General features: G+C 59.9%; 30 protein-coding genes and 1 tRNA gene. 30 read left to right on the plus strand and 1 reads right to left on the minus strand.

The features are described 5' to 3' along the window. The first annotated feature begins 215 nt into the window (after positions 1 to 215). On the plus strand, positions 216 to 407 hold the full coding sequence (locus tag U873_RS0100955; protein ID WP_025126451.1) for a hypothetical protein: 192 nt from the start codon (positions 216 to 218) through the stop codon (positions 405 to 407). On the opposite strand, the gene U873_RS34685 is transcribed toward U873_RS0100955, so the two are convergent. Further along, positions 385 to 597: a hypothetical protein gene (locus tag U873_RS34685; protein WP_051586047.1), complete on the minus strand. Its 213-nt coding sequence runs from the start codon at positions 595 to 597 to the stop codon at positions 385 to 387. The two genes, U873_RS0100955 and U873_RS34685, sit on opposite strands and share 23 nt — an antisense overlap. Before the next feature lie 157 nt (positions 598 to 754). Between U873_RS34685 and U873_RS0100965 the strand changes: the two genes are divergently transcribed. The 29 genes from U873_RS0100965 to U873_RS0101100 all read left to right on the plus strand — a co-directional run bounded on the left by U873_RS0100965 (position 755) and on the right by U873_RS0101100 (position 19,621). Then, entirely contained in the window at positions 755 to 1,507 is a 753-nt protein-coding gene (locus tag U873_RS0100965) for a phage antirepressor KilAC domain-containing protein (protein ID WP_025126753.1), read from the plus strand. Continuing rightward, complete coding sequence (locus U873_RS0100970; protein ID WP_025126452.1) at positions 1,507 to 2,313, plus strand: hypothetical protein; 807 nt, start codon at positions 1,507 to 1,509, stop codon at positions 2,311 to 2,313. Before U873_RS0100965 ends, U873_RS0100970 begins: the two co-directional genes overlap by 1 nt. Continuing rightward, positions 2,303 to 3,109: an ATP-binding protein gene (locus tag U873_RS0100975; RefSeq protein WP_025126453.1), complete on the plus strand. Its 807-nt coding sequence runs from the start codon at positions 2,303 to 2,305 to the stop codon at positions 3,107 to 3,109. Before U873_RS0100970 ends, U873_RS0100975 begins: the two co-directional genes overlap by 11 nt. Next, positions 3,109 to 3,615, plus strand: coding sequence for a hypothetical protein (locus tag U873_RS34170; protein WP_025126454.1), 507 nt, complete (start codon positions 3,109 to 3,111; stop codon positions 3,613 to 3,615). The genes U873_RS0100975 and U873_RS34170 overlap by 1 nt, the downstream gene beginning before the upstream one ends. Continuing rightward, positions 3,612 to 3,866, plus strand: coding sequence for a hypothetical protein (locus tag U873_RS0100985; RefSeq protein WP_025126455.1), 255 nt, complete (start codon positions 3,612 to 3,614; stop codon positions 3,864 to 3,866). The genes U873_RS34170 and U873_RS0100985 overlap by 4 nt, the downstream gene beginning before the upstream one ends. Further along, entirely contained in the window at positions 3,859 to 4,317 is a 459-nt protein-coding gene (locus U873_RS0100990) for a hypothetical protein (RefSeq protein ID WP_025126456.1), read from the plus strand. The genes U873_RS0100985 and U873_RS0100990 overlap by 8 nt, the downstream gene beginning before the upstream one ends. Continuing rightward, positions 4,314 to 4,919, plus strand: a complete 606-nt coding sequence (locus U873_RS0100995; RefSeq protein WP_025126457.1) for a recombination protein NinG — start codon at positions 4,314 to 4,316, stop codon at positions 4,917 to 4,919. The genes U873_RS0100990 and U873_RS0100995 overlap by 4 nt, the downstream gene beginning before the upstream one ends. Beyond that, positions 4,904 to 5,536, plus strand: a complete 633-nt coding sequence (locus U873_RS34690) for a hypothetical protein (protein ID WP_157838047.1) — start codon at positions 4,904 to 4,906, stop codon at positions 5,534 to 5,536. The genes U873_RS0100995 and U873_RS34690 overlap by 16 nt, the downstream gene beginning before the upstream one ends. A gap of 72 nt (positions 5,537 to 5,608) precedes the next feature. Beyond that, positions 5,609 to 5,974, plus strand: coding sequence for a Lar family restriction alleviation protein (locus U873_RS0101005; protein ID WP_025126459.1), 366 nt, complete (start codon positions 5,609 to 5,611; stop codon positions 5,972 to 5,974). Further along, on the plus strand, positions 5,965 to 6,555 hold the full coding sequence (locus U873_RS0101010; RefSeq protein WP_025126460.1) for a hypothetical protein: 591 nt from the start codon (positions 5,965 to 5,967) through the stop codon (positions 6,553 to 6,555). The genes U873_RS0101005 and U873_RS0101010 overlap by 10 nt, the downstream gene beginning before the upstream one ends. Before the next feature lie 151 nt (positions 6,556 to 6,706). After that, a complete protein-coding gene (locus tag U873_RS36535; RefSeq protein WP_157838048.1) occupies positions 6,707 to 6,946 on the plus strand; it encodes a hypothetical protein in 240 nt (79 codons plus the stop codon). Between the two features lie 383 nt (positions 6,947 to 7,329). After that, positions 7,330 to 7,399, plus strand: a tRNA-OTHER gene (locus U873_RS36540). A gap of 93 nt (positions 7,400 to 7,492) precedes the next feature. Beyond that, positions 7,493 to 7,825: a phage holin, lambda family gene (locus U873_RS0101020; protein WP_025126462.1), complete on the plus strand. Its 333-nt coding sequence runs from the start codon at positions 7,493 to 7,495 to the stop codon at positions 7,823 to 7,825. A gap of 48 nt (positions 7,826 to 7,873) precedes the next feature. Then, positions 7,874 to 8,332 (plus strand): proteasome subunit beta, encoded by a 459-nt coding sequence (locus U873_RS0101025; protein WP_025126463.1) that lies wholly within the window; start codon positions 7,874 to 7,876, stop codon positions 8,330 to 8,332. Then, positions 8,298 to 8,906: a putative metallopeptidase gene (locus tag U873_RS0101030; RefSeq protein ID WP_025126464.1), complete on the plus strand. Its 609-nt coding sequence runs from the start codon at positions 8,298 to 8,300 to the stop codon at positions 8,904 to 8,906. Before U873_RS0101025 ends, U873_RS0101030 begins: the two co-directional genes overlap by 35 nt. 31 nt (positions 8,907 to 8,937) lie before the next feature. After that, on the plus strand, positions 8,938 to 9,414 hold the full coding sequence (locus U873_RS0101035; protein WP_025126465.1) for a DUF2280 domain-containing protein: 477 nt from the start codon (positions 8,938 to 8,940) through the stop codon (positions 9,412 to 9,414). Beyond that, positions 9,386 to 10,687: a terminase large subunit domain-containing protein gene (locus tag U873_RS0101040; protein WP_025126466.1), complete on the plus strand. Its 1,302-nt coding sequence runs from the start codon at positions 9,386 to 9,388 to the stop codon at positions 10,685 to 10,687. Before U873_RS0101035 ends, U873_RS0101040 begins: the two co-directional genes overlap by 29 nt. A gap of 8 nt (positions 10,688 to 10,695) precedes the next feature. Continuing rightward, on the plus strand, positions 10,696 to 12,120 hold the full coding sequence (locus tag U873_RS0101045; protein WP_025126467.1) for a DUF4055 domain-containing protein: 1,425 nt from the start codon (positions 10,696 to 10,698) through the stop codon (positions 12,118 to 12,120). Continuing rightward, the gene (locus U873_RS0101050; protein WP_025126468.1) at positions 12,110 to 13,156 is read left to right on the plus strand and encodes a head morphogenesis protein; all 1,047 of its coding nucleotides are present in this window, start codon (positions 12,110 to 12,112) and stop codon (positions 13,154 to 13,156) included. The genes U873_RS0101045 and U873_RS0101050 overlap by 11 nt, the downstream gene beginning before the upstream one ends. A gap of 58 nt (positions 13,157 to 13,214) precedes the next feature. Next, complete coding sequence (locus U873_RS0101055; protein ID WP_025126469.1) at positions 13,215 to 13,580, plus strand: Gp49 family protein; 366 nt, start codon at positions 13,215 to 13,217, stop codon at positions 13,578 to 13,580. Positions 13,581 to 13,666: 86 nt separating this feature from the next. Next, complete coding sequence (locus U873_RS0101060) at positions 13,667 to 14,377, plus strand: hypothetical protein (protein ID WP_025126470.1); 711 nt, start codon at positions 13,667 to 13,669, stop codon at positions 14,375 to 14,377. Positions 14,378 to 14,389: 12 nt separating this feature from the next. Next, complete coding sequence (locus U873_RS0101065; protein WP_025126471.1) at positions 14,390 to 15,358, plus strand: major capsid protein; 969 nt, start codon at positions 14,390 to 14,392, stop codon at positions 15,356 to 15,358. 49 nt (positions 15,359 to 15,407) lie between these two features. Further along, entirely contained in the window at positions 15,408 to 15,986 is a 579-nt protein-coding gene (locus U873_RS0101070) for a hypothetical protein (RefSeq protein ID WP_025126472.1), read from the plus strand. A 39-nt stretch (positions 15,987 to 16,025) separates the two neighbouring features. Beyond that, on the plus strand, positions 16,026 to 16,418 hold the full coding sequence (locus U873_RS0101075; RefSeq protein ID WP_025126473.1) for a hypothetical protein: 393 nt from the start codon (positions 16,026 to 16,028) through the stop codon (positions 16,416 to 16,418). A 2-nt stretch (positions 16,419 to 16,420) separates the two neighbouring features. Next, positions 16,421 to 16,801 carry a hypothetical protein gene (locus U873_RS0101080; protein WP_025126474.1) on the plus strand — a complete coding sequence of 127 codons (381 nt, stop codon included), beginning with the start codon at positions 16,421 to 16,423 and terminating at the stop codon, positions 16,799 to 16,801. Positions 16,802 to 16,803: 2 nt separating this feature from the next. After that, positions 16,804 to 17,355, plus strand: a complete 552-nt coding sequence (locus U873_RS37115) for a hypothetical protein (protein WP_025126475.1) — start codon at positions 16,804 to 16,806, stop codon at positions 17,353 to 17,355. After that, on the plus strand, positions 17,352 to 17,756 hold the full coding sequence (locus tag U873_RS0101090; RefSeq protein ID WP_025126476.1) for a phage tail terminator-like protein: 405 nt from the start codon (positions 17,352 to 17,354) through the stop codon (positions 17,754 to 17,756). The genes U873_RS37115 and U873_RS0101090 overlap by 4 nt, the downstream gene beginning before the upstream one ends. A 126-nt stretch (positions 17,757 to 17,882) precedes the next feature. Continuing rightward, positions 17,883 to 18,386, plus strand: a complete 504-nt coding sequence (locus U873_RS0101095) for a KilA-N domain-containing protein (RefSeq protein WP_025126477.1) — start codon at positions 17,883 to 17,885, stop codon at positions 18,384 to 18,386. 65 nt (positions 18,387 to 18,451) lie between these two features. Then, a complete protein-coding gene (locus U873_RS0101100) occupies positions 18,452 to 19,621 on the plus strand; it encodes a phage tail tube protein (RefSeq protein ID WP_025126478.1) in 1,170 nt (389 codons plus the stop codon). Positions 19,622 to 19,651: the final 30 nt, after the last annotated feature.

A 19,651-nucleotide genomic window follows, 5' to 3' on the forward strand; every position in this document is an offset into this window, starting at 1 on the left:
TTAGTTCGCTCCCTGAGGGGGCGCAGCAGGAGATTCGAGAACTAGCCCGAGAACTCGGATGGAGCCTTAGCTTGGCGACGGAAGAGTACCTGTTGGCAGCCAGCTCGATTGCTGCATCAGGACGGGTTGTTCAGAACTCCCGCAAAGCCCCGGTACTGGAGCTTGTAGGACACAAAAAGGGCCTCGATAGGGCCTAAGTAGAGCAGGAGAAGGGCATGGCACCAGAACAGTTCAAGCAAGAAATGCAGCTGATCTTTGCGCGGGCATGTGCTGAGTCGCTGAAGGAGTCGGTCGGCGGCATCTTGCGTGACGACCTCAAGGAGGAGAAGGCCAGGGCTCACGGAGAAGCGTTTGCCTCGGCCTTCGTCTTTATGGCGCGCTACTTCACAGACGGAACGTCACATTAGCCGGCGGCACAGGAGCGTACATGCCAGTTGAGTAGTAGTTCCGAAGCTGACCCTCAATAGTCGACAAGGCCTCTTTATCCAGGGTTAGGCCGTCTGAAGTGAGATTGACGAGTGCGGTTTTGAAATAGCCGCCAGCAATGAGGGAGTTCAGCGTGTCGCGAGCCATTTGCTCGACAGATTTCTCAGTCATGTCCGGTCTCCTTGGACCTTGTTGTGTGGAAGCAAAAAGCTACCACGGAAGCGCCGGACACCCAATGCAGCACTGCAACACCAAATCACAGAGACAAAAAAGCCGGGTTCGCGGCCCGGCTCTCTGCAATACAAAACTCTGTAGGAGAATTATGCATATGCAGACCCAAAGTGTACAGGCCCTGTCGAGGGCCGCGCCACAAAATGCGAGCCATGAAAACGTGGCGCGCACGATGAGCAGCATCGAGCTTCGTGACCTCATCAATTATGCACGCCTTACAGCTGGCGAGCCGAAAGTCAGAAATGACCAGTTCCTCTCTCGGGTAGAAGACGAGCTAGGCGATGATCTTGAGGGGGTGCAAAAATATTACACCCCTGTTCACGGCAACCAGGTCGCCACCTACAGCCTGACGCTGGATCAATGCATGCTGGTTGGCATGCGTGAGTCGAAGGCTGTTCGCAGAAGTGTACTGGCCAAGCTCAAATCCCTCGAAGCACCTCGCGTCATCGCAACACTTCCGGACTTTTCCAATCCCGTGGCCGCGGCTCGCGCTTGGGCCGACGAAATGGAGCAGAAGCAGATCGCCCAGCAGGCCCTGGCCATCGCCGCTCCCAAGGTTGAGTTCGTCGACAAGTACGTCGAATCGACTGGCCTCAAGGGCTTCCGCCAGACCGCCAAGCTGCTGAGGGCCAATGAAGCCCGCTTCCGCGAGTTCCTTCTCGACAAAAAGATCATGTACCGCATGGGCGGGGAATGGCAGGCCTATCAGCCCCATATCGACGCTGGGCGCTTTGAGGTCAGGACCGGCACCGGGGACAACGGGCATGCCTTCAACCAATCCAAGTTCACTCCCAAGGGCGTCACCTGGGTGGCCGGACTGTGGGCGCAGTACAACCTGGAGGTCCAATGATGGCCCGCTCGAGAAATATCAAACCAGGATTCTTCTCGAACGAAGACCTGGCAGACTTGGATTTTTCTGCACGCCTTCTGTTCATCGGTATGTGGACCGAGGCGGACAGGGAAGGGCGCCTGGAAGATCGCCCCAAGCGGCTGAAAATGGCCCTGTTCCCGGCTGATAACGTCGACATCGATGGCATGCTCGATGCTCTGGAGTCGAAGGGCTTCATTCGTCGTTATGAGGCCAGCGGTATCAAGGCAATCCAGGTGGTGAACTGGTCCAAGCACCAGAATCCCCACGTCAAGGAGGCTGCCAGTACCATTCCAGCAGAGGGCCAGGAACCACCTATTCAAGGCGAGCACGGTGCAAGCACCATACAAGCACCGGGCGAGCATGGTTCTTTCCCTGCTGATTCCCTCTCTCTTGATTCCCTTAACCTGATTCCTGATTCCCTCACTCCGTCGCAGGCTCCGGTGGCGAGCGAGGATCTGTTCCCGAAGTTCTGGAAGCTCTATCCCCGCAAGGTCGGAAAAGACAAGGCCGAGAAGGCGTGGACGAAGCTCAAGGTAAATCAGGCGCTGTACGACCTGATGATCTCCGCCCTTGCCAAGCAGGTCCTGACACCTGACTGGACCAAGGACAAGGGCCAGTTCATTCCTCACCCTTCAACGTGGCTCAACGGCAAGCGCTGGGAGGACGAAATCCCTGACGTGCCGACCAATGTGCATCCGTTCCCACAATCGCGCCACACCGGCTTTGCTGGCCGCGACTACACCGCAGGCCTGAAACAGCGGGAGGACGGCAGCTATGCGCTCTGAGCCAGTCCAATCGACTCCAGAACTACCACCGGGAACCCGCATCCAGCCGGCTGACTGTGAAACCCACGGCGCCTACGAGCAGAAGGTATTCGCGGTGCTGGGTCGAGAGCTGAGAAGCAATTGCCCTGAGTGTAGCCGCATCGCACGCGAGAAGTCCGAAGCTGCCGAGCAGGCCAACAAGGCGATGGAGCTCCGCATGGCCCTTGCTCGCAAGCTGGGCGATGCGTTGATCCCGAAACGCTTCCTCACTCGCACGCTGGATAACTACCGGGTCGAGCATGACCAGCAGCGCAAGGCCCTGAAGTTCTGTCGCCACTACGTCGCGACGTTTGAGCAGATCCGCGAAGTAGGGCGTTGCATGGTGCTGATCGGCAAGCCCGGTACCGGCAAGACCCACCTCGGCGCGGCCATGGCCAATGAACTGCTGCACAAGACCTCCCGGTCGGCGGTGTACCGCACGGTTGGGGCTGTCCTGCAGGACATCCGTGGCACGTACGACCGTCACAGCGAACGTACCGAGGGCGACATCCTGGCCAGCCTGATAAATCCCGACCTGCTGGTGCTGGACGAGATCGGCGTGAGCAAGGAGCAGCCGAGCGACTTCGAGCTGACCACGCTCTTCGCAATCATCAACGGCCGATACGAGCGTGAAGCGCCGACGGTGATCATTTCCAACTTGGAAGCGAATGACCTGGGCCGAGCCATGGGCGACCGCTGCGTCGACCGGTTGCGGGAGGGCGGGCTGATCGTTGTCCCGTTCGAATGGGAATCGCAGCGCGGCAAGGAGGGTTTCTGATGACTGACTACAGCGAACTGAAGCGGCTGCTGGATGGCTGCAAAGAATCGAACTGCGCAGATGAAGAAGACTTCGGGCGCAGGATTTCCGACCTGTACGAACATCTCGACCCTGAGACGGTTGCAGAAATGGTCGCAGAGATTGAGGCCTTGAAAGGCCCGCATGACTGGCTTGCTGAAGACCTGATCAAGGAGCTAGTCGACAACGCCCAGGCTTTCCAAAATAACTCTGATCATGGCGAAGATGATCCGTTTGCCATCGTTCTCCTTGCGGCTGCATCACGTATCCGGCGGCAGGAAGTAAACATCGACCGGCTCAAGGCCGAGAACGAGGCGCTGCGCAAGGCGCTGTCCGAGTGCGCTGATTCACTGCACGGGGAAATGCTCCAGAAGTTTGCCGGCCAGCAGCCGGAAGACATGCACCCAGTGACGCGCCGCGACTACGACCGAGACATGGCCGAGCTTGCCGGATACCGCACCGCCCTGGGCAAAGGAGAGCAGCCATGACCTACCCAAACTATCCCAAGCCAGAAATCTACACGGATGCAGATTGGCAGATGGTTCAAGGCTACATGCACGGGCTGCGTGGATTAGGGAAAACCATGCAAACAGCAGCCTACAAGCACGGGTACGAGAACGGGGTTGACGACAGGACGCATCGTCATCGGGATAACGCCAATGTGAAGATTCGTCGCGCCAACATGATCCCGGGCATTACCCCAATGGCGCCGATTGGCTTGGAGGCATCTCATGGCTGAGAAAATCCGCCTCAACCAGATCAGCGACCTGGCCGAGCTGCAGGCTGCGATCCGCAAGAAGGGCTTCCCCTGCAATGTTGCAATCACGGGCGCCGGCCGTAGCCTCCCCCAGAACGCCCTGTTCCACAAGTGGTGCGACGAGATTGCTCAGTTCTTTGTCCGCATGGGCAAGACGACCTTCGCCACTGGCGCCCCGATGAATGAGACCAACATCAAGCGAAATCTCAAGCAGACGTTCCTGGGCGAAACGCCGATCACCGACATCAACCTCAAAACCGGCGAGGTCACTGAGCGCTATGAGCTCCGCCACACCAGCCATCTGGACAAAGGGGAAATGCACGCCTTCATGACTTGCGTAGACCTCTGGGCCAATGAGCATGGGATCTACCTATCTCACCCAGAGGACAGTGAGTACATGAAGATGCGGATCCAGTTCGGGGAGGCAGCATGATCGCCAAGCCGCGGAAGCCCAAGAAGTGCCGAGTCCCAGAGTGCGGGGCCTCATTCGTCCCGAAGGTTAGTTTTCAGTCCTGGTGCTCGCCGGACTGTGCCGTTGTCATCGCGCGGAACAAGCAGGACAGGCAGCGCAAGTCCCTGGCTAGCATCGAACGCCGCGAGATCAAGGTGCGGAAGGAGAAGTTGAAGAGCAGGGCGGATCACGCCAAGGAAGCCCAGGCGGTCATCAATCGCTACGTGCGGTTGCGTGACGCTCATCTGGGCTGCATCAGTTGTGACAAGCCGGCGAGCTGGGGCGGTCAGTGGCACTGCTCGCACTTCCGCAGCGTCGGTGCCGCCGCACATCTGCGCTTCAACCTCTGGAACATGAACAAGTCCTGCTCCCAGTGCAACGCCCACTTGAGCGGAAATATCATGGTTTACCGGCCTCGCCTGGTCGAGAAGATCGGCGCGGAAAAGGTTGCCTGGCTGGAGTGCAATCAGGATCTGGTCCGCCATGAAATCCCTTACTTGAAGCGCCTCAAGGCTGTTTTCACGAAGAAGGTGAAACGGATAGAGCAGAGATATGAAAGGGGGCAGTCATGGGTAGCAATGTGATTCTTGTTCGAAAAACGCTCGTCGAGATTTCTGGTTCAAGAAGGTCGATCGGAGTGTTTCGGTGCCCGGAGTGCTTGGTCGAATTCGAAACCCGAATGGAGCGTGCCAAGGTCATGACGGGGCTCTGCATTCCATGCTCAAACAAGGCGGCGGGTAAGAAGCGCGCAACCCACGGCCTCAATAACTCGAACAGCCGGCTGCATGTGACGTGGGCGAACATGAAGCGCCGCTGCCTGAGGCCTCGTGGTTCTGAAATCCAAAAATACCACGGCGTGAAGCTTTGTGAAGAGTGGATGAGCTTCGAGCCCTTCATGAAATGGTCGCTTTCGAATGGCTACACCGATGACCTGACTCTTGACCGAATCGAGTCCTCGAAGGGTTATGAACCGGGTAACTGCCGTTACGCCGATTACAACGTCCAGGCGGCAAATCGTCGCCTCACGGACAAGAATACCAGCGGCCATGTCGGTGTTTCTTGGGATCGAGGCAAGTGGTCGGCAAAGGTCCAGTGGCAGAAAAAGCAAATACACCTCGGCCGCTTCAAGGACATCAAGGACGCAGTTAAAGCCCGCAACGATTACTTGGCAGCTCACGACCTGCCGCACTTGAGGGCCTAGAGACATGGAAGAGATCAAGGCCATTACCGCCGAATACCGGGCAAAGACCAAAGAACTCAAGAGGGCAGCAGCATGACCGAGCAAATCAAGTTGGCTCCCTGCCCATTCTGCGAGGGGCCACCATGCATTGATGCTTTCGACTTCATTACCGGGGAGTTGTTGGCTGAGGATCGACCTCAATCCGAAGACCTCGATGAATATTACTCCGCGCATGTCTGGTGCCACGATTGCGGCGCACGCGGCCCGGACATCAACTCCTGCACCCTGGGCACGTTCGAGCATCAATTCGGGCTCACAGTGATGCAGTTGATGCGCATAGCGGCCGAGCGCTGGAATGACCGGCATGCAAATGCCAGATCGGCTTATGACTTGAGCGAGGCGGCAGGGCGAAACCTGTTTCCGGGTAACGATGACGTGGAGAGCGGACCATGCAACTGAATAGCGCACGACAGGCATGGCACGACGCCTACCATGCTGCTCAAGGTGGCCAGGGCGCAATGATCCATGAGATGGGCTTGCTTGGTCGCATGGTGCAGCGCACGGAGAAGCAGAAGACCTGCGGCCACCAGATGCACCAGGCTATGGCCGGGCGCATTCAGCAGGCCGTAGATACGCTGCCGGCGCACCTCAAGGCCTTCGGTGACCACATGTATAACCCGATGGCTACCGCCGATGATCAGGACGAGGCTGAGTCTGCGGTATTCGCAACGGCCTATGCCGCTGGCCCGCGCATGTACGCCAAGAAATTCGAGAAGGCGCGAGATGTCGCTCGTGGCGTTCTGCACCGGTACCGCCGTATGCACCAGGGCGGCCAGAGCGAGGGTATCGACCCATGTCCTTCTCCTGAATCCTTCCGCTTGTGGCTTCGCATGGAGTACGGCCTTAAGCTGGTATCCGAACAGTGGTCCAGGGAGTGGGAGGCTTTCATTCAGGCCTGTTTCAACGCCTGCAACGACCTCGACAAGGCGGCTTTGGTGCCTGTCTCTTTGGCGATAAAAATCATGAAAAATGCTGCTTGACGACAAATGTCCGGCTGGGGCATCATTTCCCCCCATCGTGACAATTTTGCCTCTGGCAAACATCACCAAGAGCCCGGCCATAGTGCTGGGCTTTTTCATTTCCAGCAGGCGAAAGACTGATAGGCCCACCTGCACAATCAGGAGAGTCATCATGCCTACTCGCATGCGCTGCAAAATGATCTGCCACGAAGTCACTCCGAACGAACACAGCCAAGGGCAGCTCTGCACTGTCCAGTTCGGCGCCGTTTACTCCAGCGAGCCCGACACCGAGGATTCGATCTACGGCAAGTACACGCCATACGGCACGTTGCGCGCCGGGATCGTCACCGAGGTTGCCGAGAAGCTTGAGGTCGGCAAGGCCTACTACGTGGACATCTCCCCAGCTTCCTGATGCAACTGCAGCCAGGGCAGGCCCTAACGGGACGGCCTGGACACTGCTAGCCGGTAGTGTGGTGATACGGAAAAACACCGGCAGCCCGCGCACCCATACCCTCACTGTGCTTGTGGGTGGCGCGAGACTGGATCGGCGAGACTGGTGCAGTTGGGTGCCAGCGTCGTGATAGTCTTTGGCGGACAGGCGGGGAAAGACCCGCGCGTTATGCAGACGAATGCGCAGACTGATGCGCCGGATACTAGGGATTCCGCAAGGTAGAGCGCCCCTGCAAGATGGGGGAGGTCCGGGTTAACCTTCCGAAGGATGGCCCCGCTTTAAAGACCTAGATGGGTGCCATAGCTCAAAGAATGCCGGAGATCAGTGCCGGCCGTCTGCTCCAAGCGGGTAGCGCAGGTCGCTAGACAGCCTTCCAAGCTGACGATCGGGGTTCGGTTCCCCGTATCCGCTCCAATTTCGTTATGTGCTGCTCCGCACGCTTGCCCCGACCCTAATTAGGGCCTCCACAGGGCCTTTTATTCCTGCCCCGGAGAGGGGATATCGAGTATGTCCAACATGCCAGACAAACCAGACACCTGGCTCGTGCTGCTTGCGTGGCTGAGCCAGCACGCTCCGGCCTTCTACGCTGCCGGGCTGGCCGTGTCGATTTCTGCCCTGCGGATCATCTACGGGGGAGGAACCAAGAAAGCGGCCTTCCTCGAAAGTCTGCTCTGCGGCTGTATTACGCTTGCTGCACTGTCCGGCCTGGAACTGCTCGGGATCCCCCAGTCAGCCGCAGGCTTGGTTGGCGGGATGATCGGTCTGTCGGGGGTGGATAAGATCCGTGCCTACGCTGATCGGTTCACCGACTTCAAGCTGCCTGGTCGAAAGGCGGAGTAATCCGCGCCACAAAATCGATATGCGCCGCTTCGTGGCGCGGAGAGCCGCATGACCACCATTGCCTACAAGGATGGCGTTATCGCCTACGACTCCCGAGCCACCCGAGGCACGGTCATCACTGACGACGACTGCGAGAAGCTCCAAGAGTGCAAGGGCGTTCGCTTCCTGTGCACTGGCGCGACCTGTGACTTCGACGCGCTGATCGCCGGCTACTTCGGCGAGCACTCTCCGAGCCCAGTCGAAGCTTCAGGTTATGCGATTGCAAATGGATCACTTTGGATGATCGGGCATGACGACAAGACCGGCCCATGGAAGACGCGCCTCAGTCTCGGCAATGCCGATGCCATCGGAAGTGGTTCGCCATTCGCCTTGACTGCCATGGACATGGGTGCAACTGCCGAAGAGGCTGTCGGTATGGCTGCCAAGCGCGATAGCTGCACTGGCGGGAAGATCAGGACGGTGAGAATCGCGCATGAGTCGGCCAACTCCCCCAGCAAATCTGCTTGATTCAGTCTGGCTGACCCTACGACCTGCTCCCGAGGTGTGGGAGTGGATTCAGCAAGAGATCTTGGCCGAAACCGGCAGCATCCATAACCCCGAGCATGCTCACCTCATAGACGTCAATATCGGCGTGCTGTGGGCATCGTCTGCCTTCAACAAGAAGGGCCGTTCCGTTCTTGGCCAGGCCGAGCAACTGATGATCCGCGCAGGCGGGTGGCAGAAGGCGCGCCAGGAGCAGCAGATGCGGGAATGGTTTGGCGAAGAGCCTGAGTTCCTCATAACCCTGGCCGCGGACTACTGCGCCCAGTGCAGCGAGGCTGAATTCTGCGCCTTGGTTGAGCATGAGCTGTATCACATCGCTCACAAGGCCGATAAGTACGGCGCCCCAGCCTTCGGCGATGACGGCATGCCCAAGCTTGAGATGCGTGGCCACGACGTCGAGGAGTTCGTCGGTGTGGTTCGCCGTTACGGTGCCAGTCACGACGTACAGCAGCTGATCGACGCTGCAAGCCGGCCGCCCGAGGTGGCCAAGATCAACATTTCGAGGGCCTGCGGAACCTGCCTGCTTAAATCGGCTTGATATTTGACAGGCGCTTGACGGAATCCAACTTATGGCAGTCCTGAGCAACGAGGTGAAGGCCTTCATCGTTCAGGCGCTGGCCTGCTTCGATACACCATCTCAGGTGGCCGAGGCCGTCAATAAAGAATTCGGCATTGAGATCAGCCGCCAGACCGCGGAAAGCCATGACCCGACCAAGCGTCAGGGGCGCAACCTGGCTAAGCGTTGGGTGACCTTGTTCGAAGACACTCGCAAGCGCTTCCGCGAGGAGACAGCAGAGATCCCTATCGCTAACCGAGCCTACCGGTTGCGCACGCTGGGAAGGATGGCCGAGAAGGCCGAGCACATGAAGAATCTGGCCCTGACTGCCCAGCTTTTGGAGCAGGCGGCCAAAGAGGTCGGCGACGTGTACGTGAACCGCCAGACCAAGAACGAGAATCCACACGACAACGTGCCGCCCACGCGGGTGCAGGTCGACGTGGTGGATGCGAGGAAGCCTGATGCCATCGCTGAACGTACCTCAGGCTAACTTCCTGCGGATGGAGAACAAGTTCCGCGGCTTCGTGGCCGGGTTCGGCTCCGGCAAGACCTGGGTAGGCTGTGCTGCGCTGTGCAAGCACGTATGGGAATGGCCACGGATCGACTCCGGCTACTTCGCTCCGACCTACCCGCAGATCCGCGACATCTTCTTCCCGACCATCGATGAAGTCGCCTTCGACTGGGGCCTTAAGGTCAAGACGAAGGAGAGCGACAAGGAGGTCGAGTTCTACAGTGGCGGCCAGTACCGCAGCACGACCATCTGCCGCTCGATGGAGAAGCCGCAGACCATCGTCGGCTTCAAGATCGGGCACGCCCTGGTCGATGAGCTCGATGTTCTGCCCGCGCTGAAGGCTGAGCATGCCTGGCGCAAGATCATTGCCCGAATGCGTTACAACGTCCCCGGGCTGAAGAACGGCGTAGACGTGACCACCACCCCTGAGGGTTTCAAGTTCGTCTACCAGCAGTTCGTGAAACAGCTGCGCGAGAAGCCAGCCCTGCAGGGAATGTACGGCCTGGTGCAGGCCAGCACGTTCGACAACGAGCTGAACCTGCCGCCCGACTACATCCCATCGCTGATGGAGTCGTACCCGGCTCAGTTGATCCTGGCCTACCTGAACGGCCAGTTCGTCAACCTGAACTCCGGGTCGATCTACCACGCCTACGACCGGAAGCTGAATTCCTGCTTCGACACCGTAGAGCCTGGAGAGCCCCTGTTCATCGGCATGGACTTCAACGTCGGCAAGATGGCGGCGATCACGCACGTTAAGCGCGCAGACGGCAAGCCCAGGGCGGTGGATGAGCTGATTGATGGCTTTGATACCCCGGACATGATCCGGCGCATCAAGGAACGCTACTGGCGGCACAACGGCAACGGGTATGAGAAAACCTGCGAGATCAGGATCTACCCGGACGCCTCGGGCGGGTCGCGCAAGTCGGTGAATGCCAGCGAGACGGACATCGCCATCCTGCGCCAGGCCGGTTTCAGCGTTATCGCGCCCGATGCCAACCCTCCGGTGAAGGATCGGATCAACGCCATGAATGCGATGTTCTGCAATGCGAATGGCGAACGCCGCTACCTGATCAACCCGCTGAGATGCCCGACCTATGCAGACGGGCTGGAGCAGCAGGTGTGGGCCCCCAATGGTGAGCCTGACAAGAAATCCGGCGTCGACCACGCGAACGACGCAGCCGGCTACTTCATCCATCACGACTATCCGATCAGCAGGCCGGTCACTCACGTGCCGATCTCGTTCACTTTCTGAGGCCACCCATGCCGAACTTCATTCCCCGGGCAGAGTACTCGGAGGCCTTGCCCGGATGGCAGTTGGTTAAGCGCTGCGTGGCGGGCGCCCGCGAGGTGCGCAAGCACGATATCTACCTGCCGATGCCTGACCCGGAGAACAAGTCTCCCGAGAACCAGGCGCGGTACAAGCAGTACAAGAAGCGGGCTATGTTCCTGAACATCACTGGGCGTACGCGCACCGGCCTGCTGGGCGCCGTGTTCCGCAAGACTGCAGAGCTGGAGCTTCCCGTCGGGGTCGAGTACCTCAAGGAGAACGCCAGTGGCGACGGTACGAGCCTGGAACAGCTTTCCAAGGACGCCGTGGGCGAATGCCTGGACGCTGGTCGCGGCGGGTTCCTCGTTGACTTCCCGGCGGTTGAGGGCGTGTCATCGATGGCTGACATGCAGGGCCGCAGCGCGCTGATTCACCATTACGGCGCCGAGTCGATAATCGACTGGGATGAGCAAGTGGTCGATGGCGTGAAGCGCCTGGTCTATGTCTGTCTTTTGGAGTGCGTGTCCGTGTTCAGTCCGGACAGCCTGGAGCGCACAACGAGCACCCAATACCGCGTGCTGCTGCTGGTTGATGGCCGCTACGTTCAGCGCGTCTACGCCGAGGACGGCAATTCTTACACCGAGGTTGCGCCGCTCGACAAGAATGGCCGCCCCTTTGACCATATCCTGTTCAGCTTCTACGGCGCCCAGAACAACGACGGCAGCATCGACAAGTCGCCGCTGGAAGACTTGGCCGACGTGAACATCCTGCACTACGGCAACAGCGCAACAGTGGAGGAGAGCGGGTTCATCAGCAGCCAGCCCACGCTGTTCATCACTACGGACATCACCGCCGACGAGTTCGCCAAGGTGAACCCGAACGGGATGCACATCGGCTCGACCCGGGGCTACAACCTCGGGAAGTCGGGGGATGCAAAGCTTGTCCAGGCAACCGAGAGCCAGCTGGCCCGCACACTGATGAAGGACAAGGAAGAGCAGATGCTGATGATCGGCGCTCGCATCGTCCAGAAGGCGGGTGGTGCCGAGACAGCTGAAGCGGTACGCATCCGGTACAGCTCCGACAACAGCGTGCTGGGTACCATCGCAGGCAACGTGTCCGAGGCCCTGAAAATGGCCATTCTCGACGCCGAGCGCTTCATGATGGGAGAGCCTGACGAGGATGGCACTGTCTTCTGGCTCAACCAGTCGTTCTTTGACGAGACGATGACTGCCCAGGATATCCTGGCTCAAGTGCAGTTGTGGCAGCAGGGACTGATTGCGAAGTCAGACCTGCGCACGAACCTACGCCAAGGTGGTGTGCTGGAGGCTGATCGCACCGACGAGCTGATCGACGATGAGTTGGCCCAGCAGCAGCCCGTGACTGGCAACGACGCCGGAGATAACGGCAATGAGCAGTGACGGCTACCTGTCCGACGCAGCTACTCGCCACCAGGTGCACGTGCAGCGCTATGCCGGAGGCAGTCTCAAGCGGCTGGCCAAGTTCATCACAAAGGCGATTGGGATCGCCAAATCGCGCGTATCGGAGGGATTGAGCCGGTACGGCACCCAGCGCTACGAGCGGCAGATCCAAGAGCTGCTGGGCGAGCTGGCGGGCGTGTATGGAGAGATGAAGCAGCAGGCCGTGCTAGACCTGACCGAATTCGGCGGCTACGAGGCTGAATTCAACATGACCCTGCTGGGCAAGGTCGTGAAAGCAGTCGTCCAACTGAACAGGCCAAGCATCGAGCAGGTCGCCGCGGCGGCACTAGCCGACCCGCTCGACCTGGAGGTCGGTAAGGGTCGCCAGCGCATCAGCATCAATGGCGCGCTCGACCAGTACGGCACCAAGAAGAGCGCTGAGATCATCAGCGAGATTCGCATGGGGTCCGCGCTGGGCGAGACATCTGGGCAGATCAGCCGGCGGCTGACCTCCCTTGGCGTCCAGCAGCGCGATCAGGCGCAGGCCTTGGTCAACACCATGACCAACCACATCGCCTCCACTGCGCGCGTCGAAGTCCTCAAGGACAACGACGACATCCTCAAGGGGATGCGCCGGATTGCCACCTTGGACAGCCGCACCACGCTGTTTTGCATGAGCATCGACCAGACGATCATCCCGCTGGATGGGCCGAAGCCGCCATATCACTGGCGGTGCCGGACCACGCTCATCCCGGTGCTGAAAGACGAGTTCGCCAGGGATATCCCTGGGTCAACCCGGCCATCGGTGGGTCCTGATGGCGTCGAGCAGGTGAGCAGCAAGACCAGCTACAGCGAGTGGCTGGCTAGGCAGCCGGCTGCGTTCCAAAAGGACGTGCTCGGGCCGTCTCGTTACGAACTGTTCAGCAAGGGCGAGCTGCCCATTGACAGGTTTGTCGACGACAACGGCAAGACACTGACTCTGGAGCAGCTCAAGAAGCGTGAGCCGATGGCTTTTGAGAGGGCCGGCATGAACTGATTAGCGCCACAAAACACATCATCGCGCTTTCGTGGCGCGACATTAATTGGAGAGCACCATGAGCGACAAATCGATTGGCCAGATGATTGAAGACAAGGGCATGACTGCGCCACGCATCACGCCTGCTGACATCGAGTCGAACATCTCCAGCGAGCACTACTTCACCGCACTCGATGGCGTGGATGGTCACTTCCGTGGCGGCCCAGAAGCGCAAGGCGTAAGGAATGCGCAGGCTCTTAGCCTGCTGACATTCTGCGTATTGGTGCTTCGCAATGGCTTCACTGTTACCGGTGAGTCTGCCTGTGCCAGCCCGGAAAACTTCGACGCTGAGATTGGTCGCAAGGTCGCCAGACGCAACGCCGAGCAAAAGATCTGGCCTCTGATGGGCTATGAGCTGAAGCAGCGCCTGCACGACGCCAAGTAACCGCAGCACGTTTTCCAAGCCCTGGCTGAGCCGGGGCTTTTTTGTATCCGCAGGCTGGGCCTGCCCAACGTCTCTGGGAGACAGCAATGACCTTGAAATTCCAACTGGACAGCCTTGAAGGCGTAGATGAATCGGTAGCAGCACTGTATGTCGAGAAGGACGGAAAGTTCATCCTCGGCATTGACGGGCTGCCGCAGCAGGAGGACGTCACCGGCCTTAAGGCCAAGGTGGAAGAGCTCCTGGGCGAGAAGAAGGCTGCCGAAAAGGCGCGTCGCGAGGCTGAAGAAAAGGCCCGCGCCGAGGCCGAGGAGGCTGCTCGCAAGTCCGGAAACGTCGAAGAACTCGAAAAATCCTGGTCCGAGAAGTACGCGCGCCGTGAGGCTGAGCTGACCGGCCAGCTCGAAAGCACCAACAGCACCCTGCAAGGCCAGATCCGGGATCTGACCGTGGGCCGCACCGCTACCGAGATCGCGACCACCCTGGCTGTCCCTGGCAGCGCCAAGGCATTGCTTCCTCACATCGAACGCCGGCTGAGCGTCGAGCAGCGCGACGGTAAGCCCACCGTCGTCGTGCTGGACGCCGCCGGCAAGCTCTCGGCGGCAACGCTGGACGAGCTGAAAGCAGAATTCACCAACGATCCGGCCTTCGGTCCGCTGATTGCTGGTAGCAAGGCATCCGGCGGCGGGGCCGGGGGTGCTGGAAAAGGCGGCGGGGCCGCAAGAGGCAACATCGGCGGCACCAAAGAGGAACGCACGGCGGCACTGGCCAGCCGGTTCCCAGACCTCCCATTGAAATAAGGAAATACACCCATGTCCCTGTCGCAAATGCAGGTTTTCAACGAATACATCATGCCGGCGACCATCGAGACGCTGGATCAGATGCTCGTTGCGTTCAACGCCGCCAGCCGCGGCGCCATCGTGCTGTCCCCGGACGGCTTCACCGGCGACTTCCTCCAAGAGTCGTTCTTCCAGACCCTGGCCGCTGCTCAGCGCCGCGTGGACCGCTACGCAGCCAACGGCACCGCGCCGATCACCGACCTGACCGAGCTGAAAAACTCCTCGGTGAAGGTTGCCGGCGGTTTCGGTCCGGTCCGCTACGAGCCATCGCAGATGACGTGGCTGGAGCGCCCGACCGCCCAAGGCGTCGAGGTGGCATCCCGCGCGTTCGCCGAGATCCTGCTGAAGGACCAGCTGAACACCGCAATCGCCGCACTGGTTGCCGCGATCACCGCCCAGGCTGCCGCCGTCAACGATGTTTCGGCTACCGCCGGCATCTCGCAGGGCGCGCTGAACAACGCCCACGCCAAGTTCGGCGACGCCAGCCAGACCCTGATCACCCAGGTCATGCAGGGCACCACCTATCACAAGCTGATCGGCCAGGCCCTCACCAACAGCAACCAGCTGTTCGAAGCCGGCAACGTTCGCGTGATCGACATCCTGGGCAAGATCTCGGTGGTCACCGACTCGCCTGCCCTGATGCAGGCCGGCACCCCGAACAAGGAGATCATCCTCTCTCTGGCTCAGGGCGCTGCACTGGTGCACGACGGCCGCGACATCATCAGCAACGTCCAGACCAACAACGGCAAGGAGCGCATCGAGACGACCCTGCAGGTGGATTACACCTTCGGCGTCGGCCTCAAGGGCTACACCTGGGACGTCACCAACGGCGGCAAGTCGCCGACCGATGCCGAGCTGGCCACTGGGACCAACTGGGATCGCACCGCCACCAGCATCAAGCACACCGCCGGTGTGGCTCTGATCGGTGACGCCTCCAAGTAACCCCTGACGGTGGGCTGGGCGTATGGCCCGGCCCGCTGAGGACAAGCGCATGAGCAAGAACAACATCTGGTACCTGCCAGGCCCGTTTCACCAGTACCAGGAAGACGTGAAAGCGCTGGCCAAGGAGGCCGGCCTGGTAATCGTCGACGCAAACGTGGCTCTGAACCGCAAGAACGAGGCCAAGGACGTTCCCGAGGTGACCATCCGGCCAGAGCTTCTGTCGCCTGAGCTGGTGATTGATGACAGTGGCATCAGCCAGGACGTTGTCGCCAAGCTTTACGCTGAACTGACGTCGGTTGGCGTAATCGTCGAATCGTTCGCCGCTCAGGGTCTGGAGCGCCCAGAAGGCGACTTGGGCGAAACCGCATCGCGCCTCTTCGAAGTGCTCGAAGCAGTTAATGCCGGCGTATCCAGCCTGCAGCGTGAGCGCGACGGCGAAGCCCAGAAGGTAATCGACCTGGAGCAAGAGAAGGCCGGCCTGCTGAAGCAGATCGAGGCCCTCAAAGCTGCTGCCGCAGACCCTGAGGTCGAGGCGCTGAAGGCTGCCCTGGACAAGGCCGGCGTGACTTACCGCGCCAACGCCTCGAAAGAGTCGCTGCAGAAGCTGGTCGACGACCTGCCAAAGTAATACCGGGGCTTCGGCCCCAATCATTCAAGCGGAGGCCTGATGGCTACCTACATCACTGTGGCCGACGTGGATAGCATCCTCGGGGCTGGCTGGGCGGCTGACGAGCACAAGGAAGAGGCGGCGTTCGAGGCGAATGCCTACCTGACCGCGCTCAACCTGGTTGGCATCGACATGGACGACATCCCGGGCGACGTGAAGCAGGCCGGCGCCCGCCTGGCCAAGTGCGCATCCCAAGGAAAGCTGTACGTGCAGCAGACCGAGGGGGCGCTCGAAGCCAAGACGGTCAAGGCCGGCTCGGTATCGACCAGCAAGAGCTTCGGCTCGATCGACAAGACCAGCACGGCAGCCCAACCGGCCTGCGTGCAACTGGCCCTGTCTCTGCTCACGCCTTGGCGTAGCAATCCATTCGCCTTCGCAGTGAAACGGGGGTAGGTATGGGGCTGCTCGATGACATCCAGGCCGACCTGGCCGAGGCCTTCGACGATGATCTGGCCGATGCGGTATCGGCATTCACCGGTACCTACATGGGTCCGGGTATGTGGGATCCGGTAAGCGAGACGACCACAGCCCAGCCGGTGACCTATACCGGGCGCGGCGTGCTCGACAGCTACGACAGTCGCCGCATTGACGGCCTGAACATCATGATTGGCGATCTTCTGCTGATCTGCCTGGCCAATGAGGTAGACGACAGGCCGGCCGTTGGCCACCAGATCACGGTCACTGACCTGATCACTGGCCAGCAGGCCACGTATCGCATCGTTAGCCCAGGCATAGATCCAGCCAGGGCACATTACGAGATCCAACTGAGGAAGTGACCATGGCCAATCGTGGATGGAGTACACCGCCCAGCGCTTTCGCCGGGGTTGTCGAGGAACAGCTGGCGCAGCGCGTGCGCGTCATCGCCATGGCCATGCTGCAGGATATCGTACTGCGCTCGCCCGTCGGCAATCCAAGCTTGTGGAAGGCCAACACGGAGCTGAAGTCCCGAAACGTCGCCATGGCCGATGCCTACGACGCCAAGGCGGCACAACTGGGCAACAAGAAGCTGACGAAGCGAGAGCGGGAGCAGAACTTCTTTGTCAACCAGGTAGCAGCAGGGCAGGGCTATGTCGGCGGCAGATTCCGGGCCAACAACATCGTTACAGTGGGCACACCAAGCTTCGCGCAACTCGACACCGTTGACCCATCCGGCGCGACCACCATCAGCAATGGTGGGGCCGTGCTCCGGTCCGTCGAGCCCTATGCCGTGGTCTACATCCAGAATAACCTTCCGTACGCCACCGCTCTTGAAGACGGCCATTCGCAGCAGGCGCCTGGTGGTATCTACGCGGTGTCGTTCAACGGTGTTTCCCAGGCCTATAGCTCATGACCTTCGAACAGATCCGATCCGTCGTCATAGGTCGCATGCAGCAGTGGGCCGGCATCCCGGCCGCGAACGTCGACTACCCCAACAACGACGAACCTTTTGACCCGGCTGGCAAGACCATCTGGGCGCGCTTGGCCAATATCCCAGGCCTGAGCAGCACACCAGAGGTTGGCAACGGGCCGAGCGTGCGTCGCACCGGCATTCTCGTCATTCAGCTGTTTGTTCCGACCTACAAGGGCACGCTGGCGATCACCAAGGCTGCCGACACCCTTGTGCAGCACTTCGAGTACTACAGCGCGCCAGAAGGCCCGCTGGACTTCTTCGCAGCCTCGGCCAGCGTCATCGGCGACGACGGCAAAGGATGGTACCAGGTGAACGTGTCGATCCCGTACCGGGCCTACTGATCCCGCCAATTTCTGCCGAAAGGCAACCAAACACGCAGCCTAGGCCCGTACAGCCGAACGGTGGATGTTCGTTCATCCGTCCGCCCCGGCTGCGTTTCTATTCGACTGATGAACGAGGTGTCGCAGATGATCGAGAACAACGTCATTCCGTTTCACTATCAAGGCAAAGCTGTGCGCTTCAACAGCGACGGCTGGATCAACGCGACCGATGTGGCCAAGCGATTCGGAAAAAGGCCGGTCGAGTGGCTCAGGCTTCCCGAATCAATCAAGTACATGGAGGCCCTGGCCCGGCATTTAAATGTGGGGGAATCCCACCATTTGGTGCGGACCAGTAAAGGCCGCGCTGGCGGGACTTGGCTTCACCCAAAACTGGCCGTGTCGTTTGCACGCTGGCTCGATGTGGACTTCGCCGTCTGGGCCGACCTGCACATCGATGCGCTTCTGCGCGGCGAACTGAACGAGAAGCAGCAATTTGACCGCGCCTGCCGTGCGCTCAGCGACGGCCAGCAGATCGCCAGTATTTCTGGGCGCCAGTTGGCCCAGTGGAAAGGACGCAAGCCAGCGCTTGAACATCAGGTCGAATACTGGCGCGACCAGTTGCAACTGACCCTAGGCTTAGACGCGGCCTGATCGAAGCCAGAACACTCCACCGCCAAATGGCGGTTTTTTTACGCCTGTTTTAGGAGATATACCCCATGTCGAGCGGTGCAAAAGTCTCAACCGCCTGGATTCGTGAAGTCACGCCAGGTGTAACACCGGCTGGCGCCTGGAACGTGCTTACCCGCACCAGTTTCGGCGTGATCCCTTCGTACAACACATCGGAAAACAACGAGATCGGCGAAGACAGGATGTCTCAAGGCACTTCGCAGACTACGGTGGACGTGGCCGGTGATGTCGGCACAAAGATGCGCTACGGCGCGCTGGACGAGTTCATGGCCTCCTGCTTCGGCAAGGATTGGGAAAACGACGTCCTGACCATGGGCAACGACCGCATTAGTTTCAGCCTGGGCTACTACGCTTCGGACGTTGGTATCGCTGGCGTGGCCACTGGCGCCCAGGTTTCCACGATGAACATTCAGGTGCCGAACGACGGTGAGATTGAAGTAACCACCACCTTCGCCGCCACTGGCTGGAAAGACAAGGCGGACAATGCGAGTTACATCATCACGCCGACGACCGAGCAGTTCCAGCGCCGCTATGGCTTCAAGGATGTTTCTGGCCTGAAGCTTAACGGTGTGCAGGTTGGTGACAACAACGTTTGCGTCGACACTTTCAACCTGCAGTTCGACAACGCCGTTCAGACCCAGCGCTGCATCGGCAACGGCAACCCATTCGCCGGCAATATCATCCCGACCACGTTCACCCCGTCGGGCAGTATTACCCTGAGCTGGTCGAAAACAGCGTATGAGCTGTGGAAGAGGCAGCAGACCGGCGATGCGATCAGCTTCGAGTTCACCATCGGCAACGCTGACGGATCCTACGACTTCCTTATTCCTGAAATGGAAATCAGCGGATCCTGGCCGGACGGCGGGGCCACTGACATCATCCAGGTGGAGCTGGCCTACACCGCCCGCCGAGTGTCGCCGACCATTACCCGCCGCCCGGCATCGCCAACACCAACTGGCGTGAATGTAACCCCCTCGACCGTCAGCGTGGCAGTTGGCGAAGCAACAAACCTGTCAGCATCCGTAACGCCGTCTGGCGCCGACCAGGCGGTTACTTGGTCGAGCTCTGCCACTGGAAAAGCCAGCGTTAGCGTCGCCGGTGTCGTTACCGGTGTCGCAGCTGGCAGCGCAACGATCACAGCGACCAGCACCGTAGACGGCACCAAGACCGGAACCTGCACAGTCACTGTCACCGCTTAACCCTTTGCCCGGCGCACCCTGAGGTGTGCG

Origin of the sequence: Pseudomonas sp. PH1b (genome assembly GCF_000633395.1) — a bacterium.
GTDB lineage: Bacteria > Pseudomonadota > Gammaproteobacteria > Pseudomonadales > Pseudomonadaceae > Aquipseudomonas.

Coding starts and splice junctions, on each gene's coding strand:
- U873_RS0100985 (WP_025126455.1), top strand. CDS start 3,612: ATGACCTACCCAAACTATCCCAAGCCAGAAATCTACACGGATGCAGAT.
- U873_RS0100970 (WP_025126452.1), top strand. CDS start 1,507: ATGGCCCGCTCGAGAAATATCAAACCAGGATTCTTCTCGAACGAAGAC.
- U873_RS36535 (WP_157838048.1), top strand. CDS start 6,707: ATGCCTACTCGCATGCGCTGCAAAATGATCTGCCACGAAGTCACTCCG.
- U873_RS0101060 (WP_025126470.1), top strand. CDS start 13,667: ATGACCTTGAAATTCCAACTGGACAGCCTTGAAGGCGTAGATGAATCG.
- U873_RS0101040 (WP_025126466.1), top strand. CDS start 9,386: ATGCCATCGCTGAACGTACCTCAGGCTAACTTCCTGCGGATGGAGAAC.
- U873_RS0101020 (WP_025126462.1), top strand. CDS start 7,493: ATGTCCAACATGCCAGACAAACCAGACACCTGGCTCGTGCTGCTTGCG.
- U873_RS0100975 (WP_025126453.1), top strand. CDS start 2,303: ATGCGCTCTGAGCCAGTCCAATCGACTCCAGAACTACCACCGGGAACC.
- U873_RS0101045 (WP_025126467.1), top strand. CDS start 10,696: ATGCCGAACTTCATTCCCCGGGCAGAGTACTCGGAGGCCTTGCCCGGA.
- U873_RS0100990 (WP_025126456.1), top strand. CDS start 3,859: ATGGCTGAGAAAATCCGCCTCAACCAGATCAGCGACCTGGCCGAGCTG.
- U873_RS0101005 (WP_025126459.1), top strand. CDS start 5,609: ATGACCGAGCAAATCAAGTTGGCTCCCTGCCCATTCTGCGAGGGGCCA.
- U873_RS0101090 (WP_025126476.1), top strand. CDS start 17,352: ATGACCTTCGAACAGATCCGATCCGTCGTCATAGGTCGCATGCAGCAG.
- U873_RS0101100 (WP_025126478.1), top strand. CDS start 18,452: ATGTCGAGCGGTGCAAAAGTCTCAACCGCCTGGATTCGTGAAGTCACG.
- U873_RS0101065 (WP_025126471.1), top strand. CDS start 14,390: ATGTCCCTGTCGCAAATGCAGGTTTTCAACGAATACATCATGCCGGCG.
- U873_RS0101080 (WP_025126474.1), top strand. CDS start 16,421: ATGGGGCTGCTCGATGACATCCAGGCCGACCTGGCCGAGGCCTTCGAC.
- U873_RS0101095 (WP_025126477.1), top strand. CDS start 17,883: ATGATCGAGAACAACGTCATTCCGTTTCACTATCAAGGCAAAGCTGTG.
- U873_RS0101055 (WP_025126469.1), top strand. CDS start 13,215: ATGAGCGACAAATCGATTGGCCAGATGATTGAAGACAAGGGCATGACT.
- U873_RS0101035 (WP_025126465.1), top strand. CDS start 8,938: ATGGCAGTCCTGAGCAACGAGGTGAAGGCCTTCATCGTTCAGGCGCTG.
- U873_RS0101070 (WP_025126472.1), top strand. CDS start 15,408: ATGAGCAAGAACAACATCTGGTACCTGCCAGGCCCGTTTCACCAGTAC.
- U873_RS34690 (WP_157838047.1), top strand. CDS start 4,904: ATGGGTAGCAATGTGATTCTTGTTCGAAAAACGCTCGTCGAGATTTCT.
- U873_RS34170 (WP_025126454.1), top strand. CDS start 3,109: ATGACTGACTACAGCGAACTGAAGCGGCTGCTGGATGGCTGCAAAGAA.
- U873_RS0101025 (WP_025126463.1), top strand. CDS start 7,874: ATGACCACCATTGCCTACAAGGATGGCGTTATCGCCTACGACTCCCGA.
- U873_RS0101030 (WP_025126464.1), top strand. CDS start 8,298: ATGAGTCGGCCAACTCCCCCAGCAAATCTGCTTGATTCAGTCTGGCTG.
- U873_RS0101050 (WP_025126468.1), top strand. CDS start 12,110: ATGAGCAGTGACGGCTACCTGTCCGACGCAGCTACTCGCCACCAGGTG.
- U873_RS0100995 (WP_025126457.1), top strand. CDS start 4,314: ATGATCGCCAAGCCGCGGAAGCCCAAGAAGTGCCGAGTCCCAGAGTGC.
- U873_RS0101075 (WP_025126473.1), top strand. CDS start 16,026: ATGGCTACCTACATCACTGTGGCCGACGTGGATAGCATCCTCGGGGCT.
- U873_RS0100955 (WP_025126451.1), top strand. CDS start 216: ATGGCACCAGAACAGTTCAAGCAAGAAATGCAGCTGATCTTTGCGCGG.
- U873_RS0101010 (WP_025126460.1), top strand. CDS start 5,965: ATGCAACTGAATAGCGCACGACAGGCATGGCACGACGCCTACCATGCT.
- U873_RS0100965 (WP_025126753.1), top strand. CDS start 755: ATGCAGACCCAAAGTGTACAGGCCCTGTCGAGGGCCGCGCCACAAAAT.
- U873_RS34685 (WP_051586047.1), bottom strand. CDS start 597: ATGACTGAGAAATCTGTCGAGCAAATGGCTCGCGACACGCTGAACTCC.
- U873_RS37115 (WP_025126475.1), top strand. CDS start 16,804: ATGGCCAATCGTGGATGGAGTACACCGCCCAGCGCTTTCGCCGGGGTT.